The sequence below is a fragment of the Weissella coleopterorum genome (assembly GCF_011304355.1).
Classification (GTDB): Bacteria; Bacillota; Bacilli; order Lactobacillales; family Lactobacillaceae; genus Weissella; species Weissella coleopterorum.
Genome location: NZ_CP049888.1, coordinates 247,292 through 272,189, shown reverse-complemented (window position 1 = coordinate 272,189; position 24,898 = coordinate 247,292). Strand labels below are relative to the sequence as shown.

Here is a 24,898-nt window from a genome sequence, read left to right as displayed (position 1 = left end):
TTTAAACCTCCTTACTTCAATACAGTAGCTTGGAAAATATTTTCAGCTTGTGCCAAAGTTGGAACAACCATCGCTGATGCCTTAACTACAGTACGGATAGGGTCATGAGTTTCCTCATACATATCTGTGTACACATTCCCAACTTCAGATGATGATACATCTCCTGCTGAGACTGCTCGTGATTCTTCTGGAGTCAATCCATAAATAGTTTCACCAACAATCCCATCTGCAAACATTGCAAAGGCATTATCGTCAACATACTTATGTGATTCTAGTGTACCCTTCTTCCCTACTTCGTTATAACGTCCGCTATATGAACGTAATACGGGAAGCCCATTAGACGTCATAAATGCATCTAAATCAGATTGCATAACAGTACGACCATTGTTAGACCCAAAGATGTTGGCAATTACATGTGGATTTTTACGAAGCGCTGCCAAAGCCTGAGTTGATAACACGGCCCGAGTTGGCGTTACATCTACCAGTTGTGCCCAATTCATAATAGTTTCAATTGGATCCACATTCTCATCAGAGAAATCAGCAGTTCCCTTGTGATTCTCGTTAATTTTATAATCAACTTTATATGAGTTTCCATCAGCGCCCTTAACGTTGATCTTACCCTTCATAAGAGCTTGCATACGCATATATTCAGCCATTGCTTCAATTGAACGGATTAAATTACCAGTGTCGTTATAAACTTCATTTTTAATATAAGATTGTTCCTCTGGGGTACGTGGAGTACGTAACTTTACAAGGTCATCTTCTTTCAAAACCATCTTCCGCTTAACAAAGAATGGTTCTTGCTCTGTTACCTTTGCTGTACGTGAACCAATCTCTGCTTCAGTATCAAACGCATGGACATGGGCAATTGTTGGCGTTGTGGTCCCAGATGTCAAAATCTTAATGTCATTAGATTGAACCTTACGACTTGGAAACAATGACGTTCCTAACAAATTGGAAGGTTGAATTGCCTTTGTATAATCTAAAATATCTTGGTGTGGGAATAAATCAAAAATATTACTCATTACTTAGCTCCTTTTGTTGATGATTTGGCTGATTCTGATGGCTTATCTTCTGACTTAGCCCCCTCTTCGCCACGAAACTTAATACCAGATTCTTGAAGAGATGTCTTATCAGCATCTGTTAATTCAGTAGGGAGATTATCAGCGATAACCCATCCTTCATACATAACCGCTACTGGCATTGGGTCGTCTGCTGTTGCCTTAACGTCATTCACAACCAATCCAACCGGTACATCGTTTTTATTAAACACTTCACCGCTCTTCATGTTCGCCACAGCTTGTTCAGTAAATGATTGCATACGTGATGATGCCAACCAATTAATTTGATCGACCGTCGTTGTATTAAACTTCATTGTTGTATTCCTCCTATTTTTTTACTCCAAAGAAATCATCTGCAACATTGGTGTTATTTTGCTGATTAGTTCGTTCAGCAGCCAATGTTCCAAATGACTTTCCTTGACCATTACTATTACCTAACTTAGGTGTTGAGCCTTTTAGTGATTCTTGACGCTTGGCTTCAGCTTTGTCTTCCACTAATTTAACAAAGTCATCTACAGCTTGTTGAGTTGAATCTGCATTTTCTCGTACCACAAATTGCAGTACAGCTTCATCCGCAACCATCCCTTTATCAGCTAGCAAACTAGAAGCAGCGTTCACCATATTTAAATGATTTAACTCTTGTTGCAAAGATTCCTTTTCAGCATTAGCAGCTTCAAGCTGTTTATTTTGCACTTCCTGCTCATGCTTTTTTCTTTGATCTTCCGGCATTTTATCTAGCTTAGCCTTTTCTGCTGCTTCTGCTTCCCACTTAGCTTTTGCTTCGGAGATTGCTTGTTGAGTTGCATCAGCATTCTTAGCGGCTTGGCGGTCTAAACGAACGCCAATTAGTTCATCAACCTTAACCTGTTGTTCTTCTGTGAAAGTAATCTCACCATCACCTTGAGTAGCGCCATTTCCATTATTTGGTTCATCAGCCATAAAATAATCTCCCGTTTAATGCTCGTCAGCAATTAATTCCTTGCATCTTTTTAAGCCATAAGCACGTTTTGGGCATAATAAAAGCGCTTAGCCCATTTGACTAAACGCTTATTAATCTAAAATTTTTACATTTGATACCTTATCAATTCCGTACCCTTTAGCTATTTTGAACCCTTCCAAAGCAAACCATGGTAGGTCTCGCTCTTCTGGTTCATCATCTTCACCATCAAAAAAAGCACTTACTATTCCTACAATAGTTTCACCTTGATACTCAAATGATATTTTTTTATGTTCCTCTTCCAATGCATACCAATCTATCATTTAATTTATCTCCTATAAACTAGGGACTACATGATATCCGCCCTTTTTTAGACTATAATGAATTTTCAATTTCTTTGTTAAAACCATTGAACCGTCTCTTTTAACTACGTAACCAACATATTGATCGGTTGTTATTATTGACTTGATATTTCCATTAGGACTTACTTTCCAATCTGCTTGCCATATATGTTTATTATACAACTCTTCAATGGCTGTGTAATCAAATTTATTCTTTGTTCCAGGCACCTTTTTATATAGTTCAGGCAATAAGAAACTTCGACCATCAATATAATCATTTGATTCTTGAATATGCTTATTTTGTGCTTCAAATACCTCTTTAGGAATATCAGCCACCAATGCCTCTGATTCCATTCTATTTAAGTCTTCTTGTGTCAGTTCATAATCAGAATCACCACTATCTTGCTCATTATTTTTATCAGATTGAGAACCATTTAACGTTCCAGCGATCATACCAGGTAACAAACCATTATCGTCATCTAACAAAACAAACGTGCAACGACAATTATAGTGAATCGGAATGATCGACCTAGCTTCATCTAACGTATACTCTTGTCCAAGATACGGAACACATCGTTCACATGCACCAAATTCATTAATCAATGTAACTTTAGGATTATTCATCGTATCCCAAATACTAAATTTAGCTTCTCTATCCGCAACGGCTGAATATGTTTTTAGATTACGAACGGTGGAACTTCTGAATGAACGTAAATACCACCACAAGCCCATAAATCCACCGACCATTTCGCTTAAATGCTTATGTTTTTCGGCATCCTTTTCTTCTTGTTGCTTTTTACTGTCCTTAATATATGAAATTAGTTCATTTTCAAAATCTTCATCCGAATAGTCTTCATAACTCATTTAACCACCTACTATCCGTTGCCATTCTTTGTTATTGACACCTTGTTTAACGGCTTTGATTATTTCTAGTGACAAGTTAGTAACGATTAAGTCAAAGCTCTTCCAAAAGGACTGTTCAGGCTTTAAATTATTAAAACTAGCTTGCGACAATCGTCGAACTACACTTTCCTGTAAACTTTCATAATCACCTTGTTGTCGATGGTATTCTTCTTCAAATTGGCTAGATATTTCATTTATAAAATATTCATATAAATCCATTCCCAGTGGCAATAAAACAAGTCCAACCATTGACTGCATATACAATTCCATGTCGGCAAGTCCTAAACTAACGTAAGCTAATTTACGTTTATTAACTTGATTGCCACCATTTTTAGATATATGTTCCATCAAATGCTTTAATTTAGAAATATCATTTGTCTTAGGCGGCTTACTTAGAATGGTTGAATCAATAAGGCCATCAATACTATGTGCAACAAAAAAAGCGCTCAGTGAGGCGCTAATGGTGGTTTCATATTTATTAATAATACTAGTCACATTCTTTTCAAGCGTTGCGTCATTCTTCTGAGTTTCGAGTAAATGTATTTTTTCATCTAGCAAAGTCATATCATCTACTCCTTATCAGATACTGCGTTATCGCTCGTCTCATTTTGTTGAACCATATCTAACATACCTTTGGTTTTGACTTTCTGATCCTGCTTTTTAGCTTCCATTACAGCATCCGGATCATCAACAATTGATAAAGCTGATAAAGCTGTACGTTCATCAGTTACTTCTAATAATGTCTTTGCCGTATTAGCCTCATCTTGAACATTATGTGGAACTGTTCGCTTAAACGTCATATTTACGTACTTCTCAGCACCCGGATTATGTGGCAAGGATGCTCCTACTTGAAAACCTAACTTAAATACCTGTTGCAATGAAGTCTTAAACTTACGTTCTTTCATTCCAGCGGCATTCGACATAGATTGAAGTTTAAACTCCAAAGCAGTCCCAGATGCATTACCAAATACTTCATCATTGAAATTAGCGCTATTTGCTTTTGAGTAAATAAAATCAATGGCCCGTTCTAAGAAATGCTCCTGGATATTATCAGCATCAGGTTTATTCAAAAAATCAATATCAACGTTACCATTCTCACTAGATACACTCGGAATATTCAACAGCCTTTTATCAATCATGGCTTCGACGTTCTTTTGATCAATTGAAGCATTGATAACTTTCATAATAGTATTAGCAAAGTAATCAATATCATTATTTTTATTGCTAAATGCCTGTTCTACTGAATCAATCAATGAAATGACTTGTTCAAACAATCCTTGACGTTCAGTTGATGCATAGAACTCAATAAGTGGAATATCTTGAAATACATTATCTTTTTCATCCCCAAAAGTGATGTTCCCTGATATATCTCCTCCAAAATCAATACTCTTCGTTTTGGTATATAAAACACCACTAACTGAACCATTCCGTTTTAATTGATTATAGTAAATTCCAAATACCATATTCTTATTAATACTAGTGTCATACACCACGAACGATTGGCGCGGATCAATTGTATTAACTAATGTATTTGCATTTTCATCTTGATACAATAATAAGTTTGATCTACCAAATATATCAACATGTTTAGCCAGTTCAGCAACGGTGTCCGACAACATATTCATATTTACAAAATCAGCAATTTTCTTGTCAATTTCTTTGTTTTGAATACCGTTTTCATCATAATCAAATTTTACCGGTGTACCGGCAAAGTAACCCACTTCATTATCAACAATTTCCTTAGCAAAATTAACGACAATTCGGTTATCCGGCTTACCTTTAGACTTATTTGGTTTATTCAAAATATCATGTCGACCTAGATAGTAGCGCATCAACTTGTTAAATCTTTTAACGATTTTACGTGAATGAACACTAATTAGCTCTCCCAATTCTTCATTGGACAGTATTTCATTGTCTGTTTGATCAAAATAAAAAACGTCATTTTCATCAGCCGATAAATTATCAGCATTAAATTTTAAAGCCATTTAAAAGATACCCTCCAATACTTGAATTTTATTATTATCAGCGAATTGATTATGAATCGCATACCTAGCTGTATCCATAGCGTGATCGTTCTCTTTAATGGGTTTCCCGGTTCTTTCATCCCACACATAATCAAATACCTCAGACGCGAATTCCGGGGCATTATCTTTAATCACAAATAACTTATCCTGCTTAATTCGTTGAGCCACATCTTCAACACCTTTTAAGATACGTTTATCCGCGTTTCTAGCATCTAAATTCTCATTTATAAATCTACTTACATGTTCAGGACGAGCTGAATCGACCCAGAATACTAATTTGCCGTACTTATTTTCATAATTCTTAGCTACATTAACCCAATAATCAATCTCTCTATGTTGCTTAGCAGTCTCATCAACTAAATAGACAATACCATTACTATCCTCGCCCCAAATTTGAATAACTCCTTTGTGTTCATAACCCCAGTCCACTCCAGCAAAATAATTATTAATACGTGGTAAATCGTTCCCTTTAATGAAATGTTTTGACTCATCAAAGTCTCGATAGACAGCACCTTCGCTATTAACCCAACGTCCTAAAATTTTACGATCATAAAACATACCGCTTGGTGTTTCAGCTTTTAAAGATTTAACATAATCATCTGACAAAAACGTATTATCATCTAACACAAATTGAATACTCTTTATTCGGGCATCTGGATCCTTATTATCAATATAATTTGTCTTTAACCAATGTGTTGGAGTATCGGGATTAGTATCAACAAAAATGTGTGCGTTTGGTTTAGATACACGACTTAAAATTTCATCAAATACAGCACGATTAGCCAATGAAGCCTCATTAATGTAAGCTCCATAAGCTGTCATACCACGAATTGCACCAACTCCACGCTCGGAATTAGTATAAGTAACAGTAATTTGAACCCCGAACAACGAGAAATTACCATGTCTATCAAACTTAGCTTCCCAACCATATTTATTGGTCAACTCATTTAAGACATTGTTTTGAAGTGTTGAACTTGAATAACCAGCTAATATATATTGAGGCCGCCTACCCCGTTCTTTTATAGGTAACCGGCTAATTCTTAATACATCAGCTACGAAAGCATCATTATTTACAACTGTTTTACCAGTTCGAACCGCACCATGAAGGATCAGCATCCGAAAATCACCATCAAATGCTACGTGTAAAGCTTCTCGTTGCTTTAATGTATATGCATTTTTAAGCGTCTCCATCATTCTTATCACCCTTCATCAACAAATCCATTACATTAGTCAACCCAGTTTCAATATCATCTTGTTTAGCAGTAATTTGTTCAAGTTTAGCTTCAGACATATTGGCATCTGAAATAGTTTTTCTAGCCTTAGCTTCATCAACACCACGAATGATATTAAGTAAATTCTCTTGTGCCTTAGTCTTATCAAACAGTTCAACAACCGGACCATCTTTTCCAACGGTTATCTTTTTAATTGCTGTTGTATCGACATCAGACTTTGATTTTAACTGAACGTAAGATTTATGGTTAATCACCCGATTACCGTTAATATCCAACACAGTTCCCTGGCTATCTATTTTATATTCATCATGACCACCAAATTCAACATAATCTCCAACGTCCGCAAATGATTGCTTAGCCCACTGTGCTATTATGTCCTCTTCTTCAACTGCAACGTCTTTTAATCGAGCTGCTTTGATACGTTTGATAGCCGATTGAATATCAACATTTACCAACAATCTAGAACCCGACCTATTAGCTGATTGATAATCAACACCGTAAGCATCCATATATGCCTGTGTTGCATTAAATGACTTCAAATACCGCACTACAAACAGATTCTGCTTATCAGTCAGTCCGTATTCATCTAACTCATCAATCACGTCATTAACGTTATTTTTTGTGTGCATACTTTTTTGTTTGGCTCCTATGATGGAATTACGGACAAATTGTTCGATATAATACATCATAAAGGAGCTTTTTATTATGGTTATCAAATATTCAAATGACTTTAAAGAATCGATCGTAAGCTTGCATAAAGTTGGTCGTTCAGCTAATTCATTAGCAAAAGAATACAACGTTAGTGTTTCAACGGTTTCTAAATGGGTTAATCAAGCCGATCCTAACAATACGAAAGTATTGTCAGCAAATGAAAGGGCATTGATTAAAGAAAATAAACAACTAAAAGAAGAACTTGATATTTTAAAACGAGCAGCGGTGCTTATGGCGAAAAATTGATCATCAAAGGACGTATTCCTACCTTAAAAATTATTAATGACAATCTACAGGTTGGGCACCGCATTACTAAAATTTTGAACGTCCTCAGAATTCCACGATCGACTTATTATGGCTATATACATTGGAAGCCTGGTAAAACACTTCTTCGTCGCAATTTCATTAAGCAAAAGGTATTAGATGCATGGTTAAAATATCCTATGTATGGATACCCGCGATTAACAATTTTATTAAATCGTCAGTTAAAAATTAAAATTAGCCAGCGTATGGTTTATAAACAGATGTACGCTTTAAAAATTAGGTCTAGGATGACTAAACGAATTAATAAGCCTAAAACACATACTGAATATGATCAACGACCAAATCTAATTAAAGGATTACCTGATCAATCCAATATTCTTTTAACAGATATTACGTATATTCCCGTTAAAAATACTTGGGTTTATCTAGCTAGTATGTACAATCCCGTAACCCGGCGGGTTATTTCTTATAAAGTTGGAAGTCATATGACTAAGGAATTAGCAACCGACGTCATTAATCAAGTCGCAGTAAAGTCTGTTAAACCAAGCATTATTCATAGCGATATGGGGAGTCAGTATACAAGCGATTTATTTGAAAGTACTTTAACTCGTTTTGGGATTAAGCATTCTTATTCTCGTAAAGGACAACCTGGTGATAACGCAAGAATTGAGAGCTTTCACTCAATTTTGAAGCGTGAATACATTAATTTTCAAGAATTTAAGACAATTCATGAAGCAATAGCTGGCATTGATAGCTATATTCGCTGGTATAACAGTGATCGAATTTCCCTTGTAGCGTAGCTACAAATAAATCATATTAATATCCCGTTTAAAACGATAAGTATAGACGGGTTGTTTAGAATGGCATGGAAACATTAAAGGATGCACTTTTTTAGATAAATCACATACTTTACCAGTACGTTAAATAATTAAAACGTTTTTCAAAATTTATTCGTATTTTTATGTCCGAATTATTGACATAGGAGCCTTTTGTGTGCACACTTTTTTGCTTAGGGGGTGCGCCACTTCGGGACCATTCATAACGTTGTTTCCACGACTTAACCGTATTTAACGTTACGTCATACTTGGCGGCAATGTCCTTATACTTCATACCAGTTAAATAGTCTTGTTCTGCTTCTTCCCATTTCTCTGTCATGTCATATCACCACCTCCTACTTCTTCTTTTGTTGCTTGCGCTTCTTCTTATCTAATCGACCAATGATCTGACTCTCTAACTTTCTATAATCTTCCTGTTTCATAGTGAATCCAAAATAAACAACGACACAAGCATAGCTGCAAATGCTGCCATTTCGGAGCTACCTTTGATCACCGCGATTGCTAACAAGGAAATACATACAATAATTTCAAATAATTTAATTTTACTCATGTTTATTCCCAAACATAGCAGTCCTAATATGGTTAAAGCCAATATACCTGTAATGTTAAATAACATGTTTTCCTCCTACAAAAAAACGCCTAACATTTGTCAGACGTTAATTTTACTTTTTATTAATCTTGTCGTAACTATCAGCAGGAGTTCGTAAACTAGCATTACGTTCTTGCGTATCTAAAATAGCTTTTATGAAAAACCACATCATAATAATCACGGATACAAAAAAATATCCTATTAATCCAAACCATAATACATATAAATATTTAAGAATCACTACTGTTATTGCATAGCTTATAAATTTTAATAAAAAAGAATAAATTAATACTATAAAGGAAATTATTACCGATTCCCAAACTTTCCATTTATAGTAATTAAAAATTCTATTTTTAATCATATTATCAAATAATTCATTGACATCTTTAGCCATAATCAAACCAAACATCGCACCAAATAGTCCAATGAATATAGATGCTATTGTCATAGCCATATCAAATGACGTTAAAACATTTTTAACAAATCCATTTACATCATTGTTCATCAGATATAATGCAAAAACAAAAAATACAATAAAAGAGACAATTTCTATCCAAGAATTTTTAATAAATTTCATAATAGATATAAAACTCCCTTCTTAGCTATACTTATTTACTTAAACTTATGTGATTTTTCAATCTCCATACGAGCTCTCATTGCTCCCTCTATCTCCACTGGATCCAACATCTCCTTTGGTCTAATATCGAATTCTAAAAACAGTGTTTTATTTTCATCTAATAAATCTAACGTCTCGGTTTTTTCAGTATAATCATCTAAATATACTACCTCGGCCTTACTGAATCCCCGAACATTCTCAATATCTTCTCTAATGGCATCTTCTAATAAAAATTTATTCCCGCTACGCTCTTTAGAAATGGTAATGTCCACTTTATACCCATTGTATCTATTAATGGTTCTTAATCCACTTAACAGAGAGGAAGGTAAATTTCTTGATTCTGCATCATTAAAATCTTCTACAGCAAAATGGAATTTTTTAAAATTTTTACCTTTTTTTAAATTAACTTCATCAGCAGGTATCTCATCGACACAAATAGCTGACCTACCTTTGTTATATTTATTATAACTCCAAAATAAATTAATATACTCTACAAACCGTTTTGCAGTCATGGCAAATTTGTTATTCTGAAGCATCATTATACCACTTGCTTTATCAACGATAGCAGATACGTCAAAAGCAACATATTCGTCTTCATCTAAATCTAAATCCTTAATACCGCTTTTAATAGCCTTTGCCTTTGAAGCCCCGTTTTCTGATAATTTAACAAAGTTCATGTATAAAAATCCGTCTCTGTCAGACATATGGTCTAATCTAATGATGCCATTCCCAAAATCTAAATTTCTATATTTACCATCTTGATTTCCAAATTTCTTACCAGTATCATCTGAATTTTCCGTTGGGAAATATTCTAAAAAATCTTCCCACTTTAGTTTTGTTCTTGCTCCATTTTGAGACAAAGAAATGTTATAGAATGAAAATTTAACTTTTTTAACAGTCATATTGTTACCCCTAAATATTTTTTTCACATTCTACTATATTAAACAACAAAAAAGACAAGTAATCAACTTGTCTAATCAATGTGAAAAAATATTTAAAAGGTTCCAGAATAAAAATTCTGAATATAGTAGGTAAGCATTGCAGCTTACACGAGTTTTCTAACCGAGCAACAAAGAGGTTTAAGAGGCTCGAGACCTACGTCTACTACTATTTAATCGAATAACCCATGCGCGAATTAAGTAACTAATTTTTAAAGGAGACTTACTTTTTCAATTATTCGATAATACTAATTTAACACCTTTTTTCACCCTAAAACGGGCATTATGCTTCTAAAAACGGACACCCTTTTACGGAATCCAAGCAGAAACTCCATTTTTGAAGTCATCTCGCCAACGTCTGGCCGTCTTTTCATCTATATGTCTATCGTCTGCAATCTTATCCCAACTCTTATTATCCCGATATTTATCAACCAATACCTCTTGAATATCAGGTCTAGCACTCTTATAAAATGATCCAATAATGTACTCTTGCCTAATGAGATTATTTAATTCTTCACTCATCTCAATTTTAGACATAGCCCCTTCTACTGGATTCTTATAATCGTTCTCCAGTTTCCCGCCTCCGATATTCTCATCAATACTACTATGAACAGCTAATTCAGCTTTTTTAAAATCAATTAATTTTGGAAATAGGCTCCTATGTCAATAATTCGGACATAAAAATACGAATAAATTTTGAAAAACGTTTTAATTATTTAACGTACTGGTAAAGTATGTGATTTATCTAAAAAAGTGCATCCTTTAATGTTTCCATGCCATTCTAAACAACCCGTCTATACTTATCGTTTTAAACGGGATATTAATATGATTTATTTGTAGCTACGCTACAAGGGAAATTCGATCACTGTTATACCAGCGAATATAGCTATCAATGCCAGCTATTGCTTCATGAATTGTCTTAAATTCTTGAAAATTAATGTATTCACGCTTCAAAATTGAGTGAAAGCTCTCAATTCTTGCGTTATCACCAGGTTGTCCTTTACGAGAATAAGAATGCTTAATCCCAAAACGAGTTAAAGTACTTTCAAATAAATCGCTTGTATACTGACTCCCCATATCGCTATGAATAATGCTTGGTTTAACAGACTTTACTGCGACTTGATTAATGACGTCGGTTGCTAATTCCTTAGTCATATGACTTCCAACTTTATAAGAAATAACCCGCCGGGTTACGGGATTGTACATACTAGCTAGATAAACCCAAGTATTTTTAACGGGAATATACGTAATATCTGTTAAAAGAATATTGGATTGATCAGGTAATCCTTTAATTAGATTTGGTCGTTGATCATATTCAGTATGTGTTTTAGGCTTATTAATTCGTTTAGTCATCCTAGACCTAATTTTTAAAGCGTACATCTGTTTATAAACCATACGCTGGCTAATTTTAATTTTTAACTGACGATTTAATAAAATTGTTAATCGCGGGTATCCATACATAGGATATTTTAACCATGCATCTAATACCTTTTGCTTAATGAAATTGCGACGAAGAAGTGTTTTACCAGGCTTCCAATGTATATAGCCATAATAAGTCGATCGTGGAATTCTGAGGACGTTCAAAATTTTAGTAATGCGGTGCCCAACCTGTAGATTGTCATTAATAATTTTTAAGGTAGGAATACGTCCTTTGATGATCAATTTTTCGCCATAAGCACCGCTGCTCGTTTTAAAATATCAAGTTCTTCTTTTAGTTGTTTATTTTCTTTAATCAATGCCCTTTCATTTGCTGACAATACTTTCGTATTGTTAGGATCGGCTTGATTAACCCATTTAGAAACCGTTGAAACACTAACGTTGTATTCTTTTGCTAATGAATTAGCTGAACGACCAACTTTATGCAAGCTTACGATCGATTCTTTAAAGTCATTTGAATATTTGATAACCATAATAAAAAGCTCCTTTATGATGTATTATATCGAACAATTTGTCCGTAATTCCATCATAGGAGCCATATATTATTAAAATAAAGCTTCATTAACTTATCCACATTATCAGCCATCTGTCCCCTCCTTGTCCTGCACAACTCTTTCAAAAAAGAATAGCTTCTCAGTGCTATATCCCATTGACCAACCAACATTCAATAACTTTTCCATTATTGGGGGTGCATCTTCCAAATCGTCTAGCGCAATAACTTTAAATTCTTTACGCACGTTTGCCGTTACTTCTGCGACTGGCGGGTCTAAAATATACTCGACATAATCATCAACTGATATGGCCATTCTAACTTCATATCCTTGGCTCAAATAATCGTACAATTCAGAGGTATCCCTATCGTTTAATCTGGAACTGGTAACAGCTACTACTTGATTAGCCATCTATACCCTCCCGCGATTTTAAAGTTCTATATAGTATCTCAGTTAGCAAATTGATTCTTTCCTGCTTAAAATCGTTTATTTCATCTTTAATATATACCGTAGCATCTAATACTCCTATAACCGCATACAGCATCACTGCCATTATTAAGTTGTGCCAATCTCTGTTGACTGTCAAATTGAACAAATAGAATATTGCACCAACTCCCATAAATATTTCAGCCCACCATTTTTTAATAAATTTAGTCATTTACTGAACCTCATTCAAATCACGCTTCAATATCCAAAATGTAGAATGGAAAAAATCTACTAACAACAGTCTCAAACCTAAATCAGTATCGTATTCGTCCACACACGTCCCGATGGCACCACGAGAAACTAATGCCTCGGTAAATTTAGTCTTGAATTTTTTACCCTTATCACTTGGTTCCATCCAATCCCTCCAAACGTTCAATATGCTTAACCAACTTACACCGGCCTTCACCGTATTTATGTGACTTACGATCAAACCATTTATTTGTTGTGGTCCAAAAATCTAGTTTACGATTGCCAACTGTAATTACCGCTAAACCATTTGCTTTAAGCTCACATTCGTAATTAGTAGATAACAGCCATTCCACATTCAGAATTGATTGGCGCTCTCTGTGTGTTTTATTGGCTTGTTTTGCTTCTCTCCAATAATCGCCCAAATCACTCATTTACTCACCCTCCAATAATTCCGGGTTCTCGTGGATATTGCCACCCACAAAGGTGCTGGCTACTTCGTCATACAAACGATCTCCATTTGCACTAAATTCGCCATTGTCAAAGGTTACAACACCATAAACTCGGTTATCGTCAGGATCAATTAGAATATCGCCCTCGTAGACTTCTTGACCACTTTCATCTTTAACACCGGTGTATTGTTCTAGGATTAAGTCATTTGTTATATTTTTAAACAATACGCGCCCACCCGAAATAAACACGTTATGATCTGATAAACGCAAATAATAATTAGTCGTATCTTCTACATATTTACCGGAATTAATATCCCACGCTCTAAATTTAATTTCACGCATGCTATTCCTCCACAATGTCGTATGTCTCTTCAAAAATATCTTTACGCACGGGCCAAATCTCTCCCTTTGTTCCTTTGACGATATAGTCGCCTATCTTTGCAGTCATGCTACCTTCTAAAGTTAATATAAGTAATCCATCATCATAGGATTTAATATTGCCCATAGAATTATCCCACTCATGAATTACCCAATTGGGTGCCTCATATTTTCTCAAAGCTTCTACATCAATTTGCCATACATCTAAAACAATTGGCTTCTTCTTTGCTTTCATGATTAGTCATCTCCCAACACATCTAACACGCCATCAATAGGGTCATCCACGAATACTAAATCTTGAACCTGCATCTTAATAAGTCGTTTACCATCATCATCTTTTACAGCAGATATGATAATCGCTTGCGTTTTACTATAAGGTTGAACGAATACAAATTCATCTGTCTTAGGGTCAAATCCCTGCTCTTCAGCCATTTTATCTATTCTGTCTTTAACAACATCAAATTGCTCTTTATAATCAAATACTTTCATGCTATTCCTCCACCTCGATTGCTTCAAAATCTTTATTGGCATATAACAGGGCATCTTTTAACTTTGGGTCTGTGATACGTGTAGCAAAGTCAAGAGCGATAGCTTTACTTTGACCAAAATCAGGGCACCATGTAGGTATAAAATTGGTATCTTTTCTAAGGAAATACCAATCGCCGTCCTCGCCAGAGTTCTTACTAACAATCACCCACGTTGGTGTTTTAACTTCAAAGTTATCAGCACCATTAAATACATAATCGATTACGGCTTGTTCACGTATCCTAGTAACAGAACTATCGTGATCGCCACCATATACCCAAAAGCCTAGAGCATCAACGTCCTCAAAGAGGCCATCTAACAAACATTGATAATTTTCATACCCTCTACTTGCTACTTCATATAGCCCAACCATCACTGCTGTAGGTACTTTATTTTTATCAGTCATTGGTAGTCTCCTTTGCTTTCAATGCTTTTAAAAATCCAATAAATTGCTTTCTATCATGCTCTTCCTCAATTGTCCCCATAGCTGCATGTAAAATGTCATACACTTGGTTGGCGCTGAATTTACCTTCTGGATCAGAATCCACACCTAATACAGATGTAAAACTGAATGGCTTATTGATCCTTTCTAATACTTCTTTAGCTTCATCCGCTGCGAATCCATCAAGAGTACTGATCATTTTTAGAGCCTTATACATAGCAGCTGCATCTCCAACTGATCCATGTCCATCTAAAACTTCTTTATAATATTCAAGATATTCATTTACAATTGTTTCCACTTTTTTTGTAGATTTTTCATATCTACGTCTTTCTTTTGACATAACCCATGAACACCAAAATGCAAAAACAGCAGCTAACACATAAATTCCAAATGCTAAATAATCCATCATTCGTTCTCCAATCCTTTAATCAATCCGCCGATGCTACTAAATAGGTCTAGGAATTTCAATTCAGTATTCATTACTATTTTCGCCTAATAGAAATACGCCTGTACACCTCAACCCCATGAATTTTAGCACCGCCATTAGGTCTTTCAATTATATTTCCACCTAATGATGATTCTAGCGTACGTAATTCTGTCCCCGATTCGTCCTTCGGTGTTCTTAATGAGTCCCGGTATCGCTGTGCTTGATAAGAATCCGGAGATATGGCTGAACTCTGCTCGGCTGGACTCGACTCAAGCTGTATACTAAATCCTTTCCATCTTTTCCTTTCCGGAAAGAAACTATTTCAAACTGATCTGGATTATATTTACCTAGAAATCCAATGGGGACGCCCATTACACCATCATAATCCGATGGTATTGCATCGACATAAGGAACTTCAATTGCATCATAATTATCATATTCAGGATATGTCACTTTTCCTTTATGATTGTTGAATTTTAGATTGTCCTTCCTAGTCATTAAATTCAATGGCTGATGGCGCCTACCGTGGTCTATATTAGTGAACCAAGCCGAATTTCCAATAGTTTGGTATCGCTTTCCTTCTTCCCACTTTTGTCCAGTTTTAACCGGAAAATTACCATCAACCCGAAACCACATTGAACCGCTCCCAGTTCTTGTAACACCTAACCACATTTGATTACGTGCAATAAGTGGAAACACATCTTTATACGTAACAGCATTCATATTCCCAATAATACAAAATTCTTTATCAGATTCCATAATCCACGCCAAGAATTCACGAAATAATGAAAAGGGCGGATTTGTAATGATGATATCGGCTTCATCTCTTAATTTTTTTACTTCCTCCGATCTGAAATCTCCATCATCAGATAAATATTCAAATTCCAAATCATCGATATCTATTTCGCTACGTTTGTTTATATCTTTAGCCTCAAGCGTAAATACTTTACCCTTTATTTTGGTCTTTGTTTCAATTTGCTCACTTGCATGAGCATAACTTGTTGAAATAAGTTTTTTCAATCCAAAATTATTAAAATTATGCGCAAAATACTTAGTGAAATTAGACCATTCCGGATCATCACAAGGCAATAGAATTGTCTTATCTCGAAATACATCAGGGTTAAATTCAAGGTAGACATTCATCTCTTTTTCAATATCACCCCATTGTGTATAAAATTCGTCATTTTTAGCTTTTTTGGCATTTGATAAGTTCGTATTAGTCATATTTCATATCTCCACCCTTTCATATTCCAGCCCATCAAACTTGCTCTCAATGTAGCGTTCATATTGAGGCGTGTTGCTTCGTTCCTTGTAGGCTTTGCGTAAATCATCTGTAAACTTCCACGACCGCTTGCCACTCATCAAATAGCGTTCTTGAAAGTAGCGACCATCTTTATTTTTAAATGCGTATTTCATTTTTCAGAAACCTTGATTAATTCAGGGTGTAAATACGCTTCAACGAATCTAGTTTCATTACTCAAAATAGGCTGTTCATCCATAACTAGAGCTACTTTTACATCTGGCATTTTTCGTAGTTGTTGAATAGTAGCCGCTAGCGATTCATCCATATAAATGAAGTCGTTATTACTCTCACTAATGAGCTTGAAATTGTTAGCTCCGTGTAACACATATTCAATTACCGCCTGCTCTTTGGCGATTATTTCAGTAAGTGCATCGCTCTTATAAAACCAAGCGTATAAATCAAGCCCTTTACTAAAAATATCAATCATAAGTTCGTTGATTGTACTGATACTATTACCGTTTTTAAGAGTATTTAACTCGTCCATAATTTCTTTTGATACTGTATACATCACAAATCCCCTTATCTAATACTTTCCAGAATGAATATAAATAACCGCACCATAAATTCGATAAAAAACATCAAGATAATAAACATTATGCACGCTCTGAATGTACCCCAAATCTTTAACCCGAATAGGTCTGTGGCTTGATCATAAACAATGTACACACCGACCGCTGATACAAATAATACTGAGATGACTTCAATAGCTAACGTTGTTATGTTCCATACCTTTTTAAACTTCATCCGTTATAACCCTTCCGTTCTTGAAATGCCTTTGCGGCGTTGTACTCTTTGCTTATATCCGACAAATCTTCGATCATATCTGTGACGTCTTGATTAGTGTCATAATCGCCATTGAATTTTTTATCAATATCAGATAACTTCTCGTTAAATCGGTTTGTAATTCCGTCTAATCCCATATCAGTCACCTAAAATGGTAATTCTTCATCAGAAATATCAATCTCTTGATTATTAGCAAATGGATCGATCTGCGGTTTGAAACCACCGCTAGGCGCTCCGCCTTGATTGTTAGTTGGTGTTCCAAATGGAGTGCTATTATTCATCGGTGCTTGATTGCCTTGTTCATTTCGGCGATTTTCTGATTCTGCCCGTGTCTCTAATAAGTCAAAATTTTCAACAATTACTTCCGTTCTATAAACTGTTTGTCCCTGCTGATTCTGATAACTGCTTGTTTGTAATCGACCATCAATCGCAACCCGTGAACCCTTTGAAGTGAAGCTCGCAAAGTTCTCTGCTGCCTTAGACCAAATTGTGGCGTTAATAAAATCAGTCTCACGCTCCCCGTTCTGATTAGTCTTGCGTCGATCAACAGCAACGCTAAATGATGCTACTGCTGTTCCTGATTGTGTGTAACGTAATTCAACGTCTCTAACTAGACGTCCTACTAGCACTACTCTGTTCATCGTCAATCTCCTTCATTCGTTTGTATGTCATAATTCCTAAATCATTAAGTGTTTTCGGATCTAATATGATCCCTTTAACGTGATATACCTGACTAAATGTGGGCCATCCTTTTTGATGTGCTTCTGCGTGATGATCCCAACATAATGCAATTAATCGCTTGCCCCGGTGGTCTACTAATTTACGATCATTTCCCATTCCAACGGTGTCAATATGATGAACTTGAGCATGCTTCCCACAAAGAACACACGACTTATATTTCAACGACTGATACATATAAACGTCTATATCGTCCTGAATGTCGTTGGCGCTTTGACTAAGCGGTACTCCAAATCTAATGGCATTCGTCACCATGTAAGATATAAATTTCCTTGCTGTGGTCACATCCGTATTTGAAAAACTAAATGCTTCATGTTCGGTGTCATAGTAGAAAGCATCTTTCAAAACCCGTTTAGCATCTGCAATAGTTGGCTCATTCCAAAATCGTCGATAATCCTCGATAATGGCATGCGCTTTTCTAACTTGCTTCGGGCTAACATTTCTGCCATCAGTAACATGTAACATTGCTTCCGGCTTGCCATCATTTAGCAATTCAAGCAGCTTATTTGCCTCTTCTTTGCTTTCAACGGCGAATGTAACCTTATTACCCAAAACACTTACTACACGTCCCCATAGCTTCATTTATTCCACCTTGTGCTCAAATACATCCGACGGATTAGAATTGTCCGCAACTTCTTTCGATTGTTCTGCTTCTTTTGCTTCTAGTTCAGTTATTTTCGACTGTTGATAGGTCGTTACGTAAAGTTCCATATTTGCGTACGCCTGTTCAGGATCCATAGCTTTCCATTTTGCAACCTGTTCCGGACTAGCTTCATATTCATCCACGGCCTTTTTAATCATGGACGGAACTTTTTTAATCTTTATTTCACGCTCTGTAGGCTTCTTAGGAGCATTTTGCTTGTTATTGGAATAATTACCCTGATTGTTATTTTGGTTGTACTGTGGGACTTGCTGTTGAACCTGAACAGCATTCCCGTCATCATCAACGTCAGCAGCAATTCCAAATGCCATACTTAACGAATATCGACGAGCATAAGTCAATGCGCTACCTTCTGCTTGTGCCGCATTAGTTCCACGATTACCCAAATTTTCAGCAACTCGGCTACCTGAAAGTTCTAGCGTCTCCCCATAACCATAAATAGTTGTGTACATTAACCCATCTCGAACGGTATTGGTCCAAAAGAACTTAGCTCCAGCTTTCTTCTTTGCATTATTAATAGCTGCAACAACCCCATCTAAATTGACATAACCTGATTTAAACATTGGATTTTCGGCAGTCTTCTTAGGCTGTTCAATGTTCTCTTGAGTTGCCCCTAATGCTTCATAAATTGTTTTATATTCAGCCATGATTCACTCCTTATTTGATGCGAAGTGAACGTGTTTGTTTCACCGAAACGCCTTCAACTTCAAGTCCTTTTTTCATTGCGGCTAATAAAGCCACTCTGTTAATCTTCGGTGCTTCATGTTTCATAAATTCATCTGGTACATGTTCTCCTGTTCTAATATCCAAACTCTTCGGATTGTTTTGAATATTGAACTTATTGATAGCCGTATTGAACTTGGTCTTTTCAACCTTCTCCATTGCTTCCTGTAAGCTGGCTTTCATACGATCAACTTTGTTCTTCCTTGATTTTTTAATGCCCTGCAATCGTTCCATCTCTTTATCCACTGCTTCAACATCCGCATTGAACGTTTTGATAAGCGCTGCATAGGCATCAGCCTTATCTTCGATAGCATCGTCAATTGATTCCAACGTATCCATCCAGACATCAATTGAAATTGGATTTCCTTCGGAATCTTCTTCCATTGCATAAACTTGTTGATACTTACTTGCTAAGTTAAATAAATTCATAGTAAAATTACTCCTGTAATATGTGTGTTACCCATTCGCATGGGTTGAGTTATCAGTGCCCGCTGATAGCTCTTTTTTTGTTTGCAACGCTTTCCAATCATCAAACTTGGAAATCTTTTTATATGCATCTTTGTTACCTTGATATTTCTCTCGATCATTAAACCAAGGTATCCTAGCTTGATGTGCATCTAATCGTTCTTGAGTAACTGCAACAACTTCTTGCTTATCCCAATCAGGAACAGTCTCTCTTGCATCTACATGTTTGACTGGCTTCTTATTCCGCTTCTCAATAATCGCTTTTACAGCGGCAGTTGTTTTAGCTTCTCGTTGAATAAAGTTATCAACTTGAAATTCAATGTCTCGAGTGTCATAGGATTTAGTTTCAATCCCAGCTTGACGAATGGCGAGAACCAAAATATTAGCTGCAGTACGTTCATCACCAATAAAAGATTTGAGTTTTCTATAAAGTCCATCTGTATCTCTTCTGGTAAAAGAGTTATCAGCAAACCCGTTTTCGATCATTTCATCATTGATCTTTAATTTATAATCCAAAGTATTTTCCTTTCAGCCGAGCAGACGACGGCAAATTTTGCATAAAGACTTAGTAACTCCTGCGCCTTTCTCAGCAACACGATTTATAAGTTAAAGTAAATAGAAAAGGTGCCGTTCTTCCAGAGTTAAAGTTGGCAGAAAATCAGTATATTAACTTAGTATTAGTAACTTAGTATTAGTAGGAGGTAAACTAGTACACTTTTGGTGTACTGTGAGTACACTTTCGATGTACGGAGAGTACACTTTTAACAAATTAATGTACTGTGAGTACACTTTATTTACTCTTCATTTGTGTACTGTGAGTACACTATTTTCCACTTAGAATTACCGTCTTTTTTATCTACCTTGTCCACCAATCCTAAATTTTTCATCTCGGTTAAATAATGCCTAATTGTTTTAACTGACTTTCCTAAATCTTTGGCCATTACCGTTGTGTGAAATACCCACCCCGGTGGCATACCAACCATGTATGCTAATATTCTGAAATGCTTGTCCGAGACTTCAACGTCTCTTATCCAATCATTTGATATCTGTGTAAAGTTCGTTTGAACTTCGAAATCGTTTAGCCACGTTGTCGTACCTCCGAACGTTGTTCAAAGTATTGGTGTGCCTTTTCAGCTTCAACCACTGGATCATTTTGTAATAGATATTGCCGATGTGCTGGCTTCGATTGTTTGATCCTTGAGCGTTGCTCTAAATACTCTTGATCACGTTTATCTTGCCTAGCTTCTCGCAAGATTTGAGGCGTTTGTGCTAATACCACGCCAATTGCTAAACAGATTGCGTTTATCATTATTGATTACCTCTTTAACATTTCTTGATCAAGTTCATTTCGATTCCAGCGTTCAATTGCAACGCCTTCCTCATATAAACTATGAGATTTGAATTGAATATCCTTAAACGAATTAATACTCATTCTTAGATATGCAGCTGCTTGCTTCTGGTTTAACCAGGGTGAATTAACTTTTGCTGTTATTATCGCCTCAGCTAACTTATCAATTGCCTTGATTAGTCCTTTCATAATCTTTCTCCTGAGTCGGGAAACCCTTTTTATTTGTGTTGTTAGTTTAGTTAACTTTTTCAAGCAACATCATCACGTTCAATAGTTGGTAAAATACCAACATTTTTTAATAAGTTGTAAATGAATACCCGTCCTTTTTGAGTCCATTTAGTATTCATTTTTACGTCACTGCTACCATCTTTTTTAGCTATATTCACAGTTTCGCTAAAAGTGTAACCGTGATTTTTATGCTTTGCATAAAGTAACCATTGTTTGCCAACTTTATGCTGAACACCTAAGTCATGTAACTTAGCATTCATTTTTTGCGCTGACCAACCATAATCTTCAGCAATCTGACTAATAGCAACTAATGACTTTGATTTCATAATACGGTCATAATAATCAGTTTTTGGGCGACTTTCAGCGACTTGTTGTTCTAACATCAGGCTCTTATTGCGCTCTTCCTTTAACTGTGTAGCAATTTTAATTATTGTGTCTGGATCAGATAAGACTTCTTCAATTTTAGAATCGGTTAGATATGCGTCATGTTTACGAATAGACGGTAGAACTTCCGATGTGACCCATTTTTTGAATCGTTTGGCTGAATCAAGCTTTGATCCAAAAACTAGTGAATAAACACCAGATTCATTAATTACCGTCATTTCACGTGCTTGACCTGAGGTCGTAATTCGCGACCCCAGCTTATCATCCGTATCAACATGCTTTATCAATGCATCCTTAGTATTTTTGTACCCTAAAATATCAGCGACATCTTTTCCGACAAAATATGGTTCGTTTTCCACTGTCACTGTTCGAACGTTTGAATGTTCAAAATTGAAAATCTGTACTTTGTTCATATGATTTCTCCTCCTATATATCTTCAATATCAAGTAATTGACGAATTTTACGGCGCAATTCAATAGATTTATCAGACATAGTGTATGTAGTTACAGCAGCAGTAAAAGCTGGTAATGTAGAGATGCCAATTTCATTTACAAATTGAGTATCTGAACGAAATCCGCGTTTTCGTAATTCTGTGGTTACTTGAATACGAAATTTATCTCTGGCTTCAATCATTTTTTGTTCTGACATTTTATATTTCTCCTTCCTCGGAATTTATTGTAAGAAATCATTTACATCCGGAATTTTTCGGAATATAATGACATAGTAAATAAGACCAAACGACCATTACAAATTAGTATATTCCATGGTTGTTTAATGATTTTTATCACTATCAATGTCTTTCAATTAACTTACAATATATAGTATATTCCGGAATTTTTCGGAATCAGATCCCTAAAAAGGAAAACACATCCAAAATGACTATTTTTAATAGAATTAAAGAAACGGCAACTAAAAAAGGGCTGTCTATTGAGCGAGTTGCAGATATGGCAACCGAATCAGGTGTAAAAGTTTCTAAAAGCGCCATATACGATTGGAAAATACATGAGCCAAACCCAGATAAAATTAAAGCTGTATCAGATGTATTAAATGTTCCTGTTGATTACCTACTTGGTAATAATGATAATCCCACACCTCCTACTAGAAGATTTGTAGAGAGTGGCCTATCCAGAGCAGATAAATTAGAGGATGTCACGTCAGTTGGTGCTGATATGTCAGATGCAGAGTTGGAAAAAGTTCTCGACTATATGGGGTTATTGAAAAATGCGCGACAAGAAGATTGATTGGGACAAAATTAACAAAGCTGTTGCACAAAGTTATGTTAATTTAGACCCAAACACAATACCTTTTAATTTATTTAAAGAAATTGATAAAATACCAAATTTTGCAATATCTTCATATCAAGATATATCATCAATTTTAAATATCGATATCGATACTTTTAAAGACAGATTTCATACAAGTTCAAATGATGCATTTATCAGAAAATATCACGATACATCCACAGGAAAAGATCTGTACACACTCTTTTATAACGATAACCCTTCATATCTTACAATAGGCAGAATTAGATTTAGCATTGCTCACGAACTTGGGCACTTTTATCTTAACCATTTAAAAGATCAACAAACTCAACTTGATCGTGGTGGTATAGATAAAACAACATATAAAGAATTAGAAATAGAAGCTAATCATTTTGCTTCATTATTTCTAATAAACCCAATATTCATTACAGATAAAGATGATTATAAAAGAATAGAAAAAAGATTTGATGTGTCCTCGCAAGCTGCTCGAATTGCTTTTAATAGATTTAAAGGGTTTCCTTTTATAAAACAATATTGGAAACGTCGACTAAAATATGATTCTCCGATTAAATTTATACCTAGGAAAAATTATATTGAATATTCACCTACTTATGGATACAATACTTTATTTGAATCATTTGAACTGTCGGAACTTCCTTTTATCGTCTGTAGACATTGCAAATCTCTTAATTACACAATGTCTTCTGATGTTAAATTTTGTCCCGTATGTAGTAGCAATAAAATTGAAATAAAGCCAAAAACTGCTAAATTTCACGAAACTGAGGAACAAGAAGTGTTTGAATATAAAAAAATACCCGTCGAAGGTAAACCAAGTCACATCAAAGATGAATGTCCTACTTGTGGTAACGAAGTAAAATATGAGGATGATTTTTGTGATGTTTGTGGACTATATTTAATAAATAGATGTGCAGGACATTCAAAGAATGAATTTTCATATGACAGAACTAGCGGGGATCCCACATACTTAACTATTGAGACTGGTTTCGATCCGACTGTTCTAGATGTTAATTCAGCCCAATTCAAAAATAATGATGATTTTATTGGTTGCGAGTATCCTTGTTCAGGTAAGGCGCGATATTGCGCAAAATGCGGTAGCGTTACAACTTTCTACCTACAATCTCTATTTGAATCATGGGATACTGAAAAAATAAATTCTAAAGGTGTTACCGACGAAGATTTACCATTCTAATAATGGAGGTTTTAACTTGACTAAATACTACTCTTTTAATGTCGTTGGAAATCCTTCCAGATTAAAAGGAGGATGTCCAGGATGTGAAAATGAATTAACTGGAACAGAAGATTTTTGTTCTAATTGTGGACTTTATCTAATAAATAGATGTACAGGATTCAGTTTTATGGAATTAGTTTCAGCTACTGAATTCGGCTTATCAAATGGAAATCCTCTTGATACTGATAGCGAATGGAAAATTGATATGCACGTGATCGATAAGTATAAAAAGTACTCAGGGTGTGGTGCATATTGCTCTGGAAAATCTAGACATTGTCCTAAATGCGGAAGCACAACTACATTTGAGCTTCAATCAATGTTTGACGATCTAATAAACAAAGCCAAAGGTACAACTGCTCATAATCCTTATCTGGCTAAAATTATAAAAAATCGTTTGTCTTGAATTGTGAATAAATATGCTAACTAAAACAATTATCAATTTGAATAACATATGTCAAAACTACAGTAATACATTAGG

The 24,898-nt window shown here is 35.4% G+C and carries 42 protein-coding genes; 4 read left to right on the top strand and 38 right to left on the bottom strand.

Annotated elements, in window-relative coordinates:
- Positions 1–11: 11 nt before the first annotated feature.
- The 9 genes from G7084_RS01480 to G7084_RS01440 all read right to left on the bottom strand — a co-directional run bounded on the left by G7084_RS01480 (position 12) and on the right by G7084_RS01440 (position 7,187).
- Positions 12–1,025: a major capsid protein gene (locus G7084_RS01480; RefSeq protein WP_166009386.1), complete on the bottom strand. Its 1,014-nt coding sequence runs from the start codon at positions 1,023–1,025 to the stop codon at positions 12–14.
- Entirely contained in the window at positions 1,025–1,375 is a 351-nt protein-coding gene (locus G7084_RS01475; protein WP_166009384.1) for a hypothetical protein, read from the bottom strand. The genes G7084_RS01480 and G7084_RS01475 overlap by 1 nt, the downstream gene beginning before the upstream one ends.
- A gap of 13 nt (positions 1,376–1,388) precedes the next feature.
- Positions 1,389–2,000 carry a capsid assembly scaffolding protein Gp46 family protein gene (locus tag G7084_RS01470; RefSeq protein WP_166009382.1) on the bottom strand — a complete coding sequence of 204 codons (612 nt, stop codon included), beginning with the start codon at positions 1,998–2,000 and terminating at the stop codon, positions 1,389–1,391.
- 111 nt (positions 2,001–2,111) lie between these two features.
- Positions 2,112–2,321, bottom strand: a complete 210-nt coding sequence (locus tag G7084_RS01465) for a hypothetical protein (protein WP_166009380.1) — start codon at positions 2,319–2,321, stop codon at positions 2,112–2,114.
- A 12-nt stretch (positions 2,322–2,333) separates the two neighbouring features.
- On the bottom strand, positions 2,334–3,203 hold the full coding sequence (locus tag G7084_RS01460; protein WP_166009378.1) for a polymorphic toxin type 50 domain-containing protein: 870 nt from the start codon (positions 3,201–3,203) through the stop codon (positions 2,334–2,336).
- Positions 3,204–3,806, bottom strand: coding sequence for a hypothetical protein (locus G7084_RS01455; protein ID WP_166009376.1), 603 nt, complete (start codon positions 3,804–3,806; stop codon positions 3,204–3,206).
- Positions 3,807–3,811: 5 nt separating this feature from the next.
- Entirely contained in the window at positions 3,812–5,227 is a 1,416-nt protein-coding gene (locus G7084_RS01450; RefSeq protein WP_166009374.1) for a phage portal protein, read from the bottom strand.
- Positions 5,228–6,460 carry a PBSX family phage terminase large subunit gene (locus G7084_RS01445; protein ID WP_246163833.1) on the bottom strand — a complete coding sequence of 411 codons (1,233 nt, stop codon included), beginning with the start codon at positions 6,458–6,460 and terminating at the stop codon, positions 5,228–5,230.
- The gene (locus G7084_RS01440) at positions 6,444–7,187 is read right to left on the bottom strand and encodes a terminase small subunit (protein ID WP_166009372.1); all 744 of its coding nucleotides are present in this window, start codon (positions 7,185–7,187) and stop codon (positions 6,444–6,446) included. The genes G7084_RS01445 and G7084_RS01440 overlap by 17 nt, the downstream gene beginning before the upstream one ends.
- Before the next feature lie 16 nt (positions 7,188–7,203).
- Here G7084_RS01440 and G7084_RS01435 point away from each other — a divergent pair.
- Positions 7,204–8,273 (top strand): IS3 family transposase gene (locus tag G7084_RS01435; protein ID WP_166009362.1). Its coding sequence is split into 2 segments (ribosomal slippage): positions 7,204–7,420 and positions 7,420–8,273, totalling 1,071 coding nucleotides; the frame shifts between segments, so codons are not numbered across the junction.
- A 109-nt stretch (positions 8,274–8,382) separates the two neighbouring features.
- Here G7084_RS01435 and G7084_RS01430 read toward each other — a convergent pair.
- From G7084_RS01430 to G7084_RS01295, 29 genes are all read right to left on the bottom strand, one after another.
- Positions 8,383–8,628: a terminase gpP N-terminus-related DNA-binding protein gene (locus G7084_RS01430; protein WP_166009370.1), complete on the bottom strand. Its 246-nt coding sequence runs from the start codon at positions 8,626–8,628 to the stop codon at positions 8,383–8,385.
- 99 nt (positions 8,629–8,727) lie between these two features.
- On the bottom strand, positions 8,728–8,925 hold the full coding sequence (locus G7084_RS01425) for a hypothetical protein (protein WP_166009368.1): 198 nt from the start codon (positions 8,923–8,925) through the stop codon (positions 8,728–8,730).
- A 46-nt stretch (positions 8,926–8,971) separates the two neighbouring features.
- Positions 8,972–9,475 (bottom strand): hypothetical protein, encoded by a 504-nt coding sequence (locus G7084_RS01420; protein ID WP_166009366.1) that lies wholly within the window; start codon positions 9,473–9,475, stop codon positions 8,972–8,974.
- 35 nt (positions 9,476–9,510) lie between these two features.
- Positions 9,511–10,416, bottom strand: coding sequence for a DUF6731 family protein (locus G7084_RS01415; protein ID WP_166009364.1), 906 nt, complete (start codon positions 10,414–10,416; stop codon positions 9,511–9,513).
- 345 nt (positions 10,417–10,761) lie between these two features.
- Positions 10,762–11,052: a hypothetical protein gene (locus G7084_RS01410; RefSeq protein ID WP_281346946.1), complete on the bottom strand. Its 291-nt coding sequence runs from the start codon at positions 11,050–11,052 to the stop codon at positions 10,762–10,764.
- A 240-nt stretch (positions 11,053–11,292) separates the two neighbouring features.
- A protein-coding gene (locus G7084_RS01405) for an IS3 family transposase (protein ID WP_166009362.1) occupies positions 11,293–12,362 on the bottom strand; the annotation gives its coding sequence in 2 pieces (ribosomal slippage) (positions 11,293–12,146 and positions 12,146–12,362; 1,071 coding nt in all).
- A 105-nt stretch (positions 12,363–12,467) separates the two neighbouring features.
- Entirely contained in the window at positions 12,468–12,791 is a 324-nt protein-coding gene (locus G7084_RS01400; protein ID WP_166009360.1) for a hypothetical protein, read from the bottom strand.
- Positions 12,784–13,038 carry a hypothetical protein gene (locus tag G7084_RS01395; protein WP_166009358.1) on the bottom strand — a complete coding sequence of 85 codons (255 nt, stop codon included), beginning with the start codon at positions 13,036–13,038 and terminating at the stop codon, positions 12,784–12,786. Before G7084_RS01395 ends, G7084_RS01400 begins: the two co-directional genes overlap by 8 nt.
- Entirely contained in the window at positions 13,039–13,221 is a 183-nt protein-coding gene (locus tag G7084_RS01390; RefSeq protein WP_166009356.1) for a hypothetical protein, read from the bottom strand.
- A complete protein-coding gene (locus G7084_RS01385; RefSeq protein WP_166009354.1) occupies positions 13,208–13,486 on the bottom strand; it encodes a hypothetical protein in 279 nt (92 codons plus the stop codon). Before G7084_RS01385 ends, G7084_RS01390 begins: the two co-directional genes overlap by 14 nt.
- Positions 13,487–13,846 carry a YopX family protein gene (locus tag G7084_RS01380; RefSeq protein ID WP_166009352.1) on the bottom strand — a complete coding sequence of 120 codons (360 nt, stop codon included), beginning with the start codon at positions 13,844–13,846 and terminating at the stop codon, positions 13,487–13,489.
- 1 nt (position 13,847) lies between these two features.
- Positions 13,848–14,117, bottom strand: coding sequence for a hypothetical protein (locus tag G7084_RS01375; RefSeq protein WP_166009350.1), 270 nt, complete (start codon positions 14,115–14,117; stop codon positions 13,848–13,850).
- Positions 14,118–14,119: 2 nt separating this feature from the next.
- Positions 14,120–14,371 (bottom strand): hypothetical protein, encoded by a 252-nt coding sequence (locus tag G7084_RS01370; RefSeq protein WP_166009348.1) that lies wholly within the window; start codon positions 14,369–14,371, stop codon positions 14,120–14,122.
- Position 14,372: 1 nt separating this feature from the next.
- Positions 14,373–14,813 (bottom strand): hypothetical protein, encoded by a 441-nt coding sequence (locus tag G7084_RS01365; RefSeq protein WP_166009346.1) that lies wholly within the window; start codon positions 14,811–14,813, stop codon positions 14,373–14,375.
- A complete protein-coding gene (locus G7084_RS01360) occupies positions 14,806–15,255 on the bottom strand; it encodes a hypothetical protein (RefSeq protein WP_166009344.1) in 450 nt (149 codons plus the stop codon). Before G7084_RS01360 ends, G7084_RS01365 begins: the two co-directional genes overlap by 8 nt.
- A 216-nt stretch (positions 15,256–15,471) precedes the next feature.
- On the bottom strand, positions 15,472–16,500 hold the full coding sequence (locus tag G7084_RS01355) for an adenine-specific methyltransferase EcoRI family protein (protein ID WP_166009342.1): 1,029 nt from the start codon (positions 16,498–16,500) through the stop codon (positions 15,472–15,474).
- A gap of 3 nt (positions 16,501–16,503) precedes the next feature.
- Positions 16,504–16,692, bottom strand: coding sequence for a hypothetical protein (locus G7084_RS08110; protein ID WP_206212044.1), 189 nt, complete (start codon positions 16,690–16,692; stop codon positions 16,504–16,506).
- Positions 16,689–17,087: a hypothetical protein gene (locus tag G7084_RS01350; RefSeq protein ID WP_166009340.1), complete on the bottom strand. Its 399-nt coding sequence runs from the start codon at positions 17,085–17,087 to the stop codon at positions 16,689–16,691. The genes G7084_RS08110 and G7084_RS01350 overlap by 4 nt, the downstream gene beginning before the upstream one ends.
- 232 nt (positions 17,088–17,319) lie before the next feature.
- Positions 17,320–17,499: a hypothetical protein gene (locus G7084_RS01345; RefSeq protein WP_166009338.1), complete on the bottom strand. Its 180-nt coding sequence runs from the start codon at positions 17,497–17,499 to the stop codon at positions 17,320–17,322.
- Between the two features lie 9 nt (positions 17,500–17,508).
- Positions 17,509–18,003, bottom strand: a complete 495-nt coding sequence (gene ssb / locus G7084_RS01340) for a single-stranded DNA-binding protein (RefSeq protein WP_166009336.1) — start codon at positions 18,001–18,003, stop codon at positions 17,509–17,511.
- Positions 17,969–18,682: a putative HNHc nuclease gene (locus G7084_RS01335; RefSeq protein WP_166009334.1), complete on the bottom strand. Its 714-nt coding sequence runs from the start codon at positions 18,680–18,682 to the stop codon at positions 17,969–17,971. Before G7084_RS01335 ends, ssb begins: the two co-directional genes overlap by 35 nt.
- Entirely contained in the window at positions 18,683–19,408 is a 726-nt protein-coding gene (locus G7084_RS01330; RefSeq protein ID WP_166009332.1) for an ERF family protein, read from the bottom strand.
- Between the two features lie 10 nt (positions 19,409–19,418).
- On the bottom strand, positions 19,419–19,913 hold the full coding sequence (locus G7084_RS01325; RefSeq protein ID WP_166009330.1) for a siphovirus Gp157 family protein: 495 nt from the start codon (positions 19,911–19,913) through the stop codon (positions 19,419–19,421).
- Positions 19,914–19,940: 27 nt separating this feature from the next.
- Entirely contained in the window at positions 19,941–20,465 is a 525-nt protein-coding gene (locus G7084_RS01320) for a hypothetical protein (RefSeq protein WP_166009328.1), read from the bottom strand.
- Between the two features lie 278 nt (positions 20,466–20,743).
- Positions 20,744–20,932 carry a hypothetical protein gene (locus G7084_RS01315; protein WP_166009326.1) on the bottom strand — a complete coding sequence of 63 codons (189 nt, stop codon included), beginning with the start codon at positions 20,930–20,932 and terminating at the stop codon, positions 20,744–20,746.
- Positions 20,933–21,027: 95 nt separating this feature from the next.
- Positions 21,028–21,258 carry a hypothetical protein gene (locus G7084_RS01310; protein WP_166009324.1) on the bottom strand — a complete coding sequence of 77 codons (231 nt, stop codon included), beginning with the start codon at positions 21,256–21,258 and terminating at the stop codon, positions 21,028–21,030.
- Positions 21,259–21,264: 6 nt separating this feature from the next.
- Positions 21,265–21,486, bottom strand: coding sequence for a hypothetical protein (locus tag G7084_RS01305; RefSeq protein WP_166009322.1), 222 nt, complete (start codon positions 21,484–21,486; stop codon positions 21,265–21,267).
- A 59-nt stretch (positions 21,487–21,545) separates the two neighbouring features.
- Positions 21,546–22,322 (bottom strand): phage antirepressor, encoded by a 777-nt coding sequence (locus tag G7084_RS01300; RefSeq protein WP_166009320.1) that lies wholly within the window; start codon positions 22,320–22,322, stop codon positions 21,546–21,548.
- Positions 22,323–22,335: 13 nt separating this feature from the next.
- Positions 22,336–22,557 carry a hypothetical protein gene (locus tag G7084_RS01295; RefSeq protein ID WP_166009318.1) on the bottom strand — a complete coding sequence of 74 codons (222 nt, stop codon included), beginning with the start codon at positions 22,555–22,557 and terminating at the stop codon, positions 22,336–22,338.
- 227 nt (positions 22,558–22,784) lie between these two features.
- Here G7084_RS01295 and G7084_RS01290 point away from each other — a divergent pair, with 227 nt between their 5' ends.
- Genes G7084_RS01290 through G7084_RS01280 form a run of 3 tightly spaced genes read left to right on the top strand, consistent with a single transcriptional unit; the run spans position 22,785 to position 24,823 of the window.
- Positions 22,785–23,150, top strand: a complete 366-nt coding sequence (locus tag G7084_RS01290) for a helix-turn-helix domain-containing protein (protein WP_166009316.1) — start codon at positions 22,785–22,787, stop codon at positions 23,148–23,150.
- Entirely contained in the window at positions 23,131–24,381 is a 1,251-nt protein-coding gene (locus tag G7084_RS01285; RefSeq protein ID WP_166009314.1) for an ImmA/IrrE family metallo-endopeptidase, read from the top strand. Before G7084_RS01290 ends, G7084_RS01285 begins: the two co-directional genes overlap by 20 nt.
- Positions 24,382–24,397: 16 nt before the next feature.
- Entirely contained in the window at positions 24,398–24,823 is a 426-nt protein-coding gene (locus G7084_RS01280; protein ID WP_166009312.1) for a hypothetical protein, read from the top strand.
- Positions 24,824–24,898 lie beyond the last annotated feature (75 nt).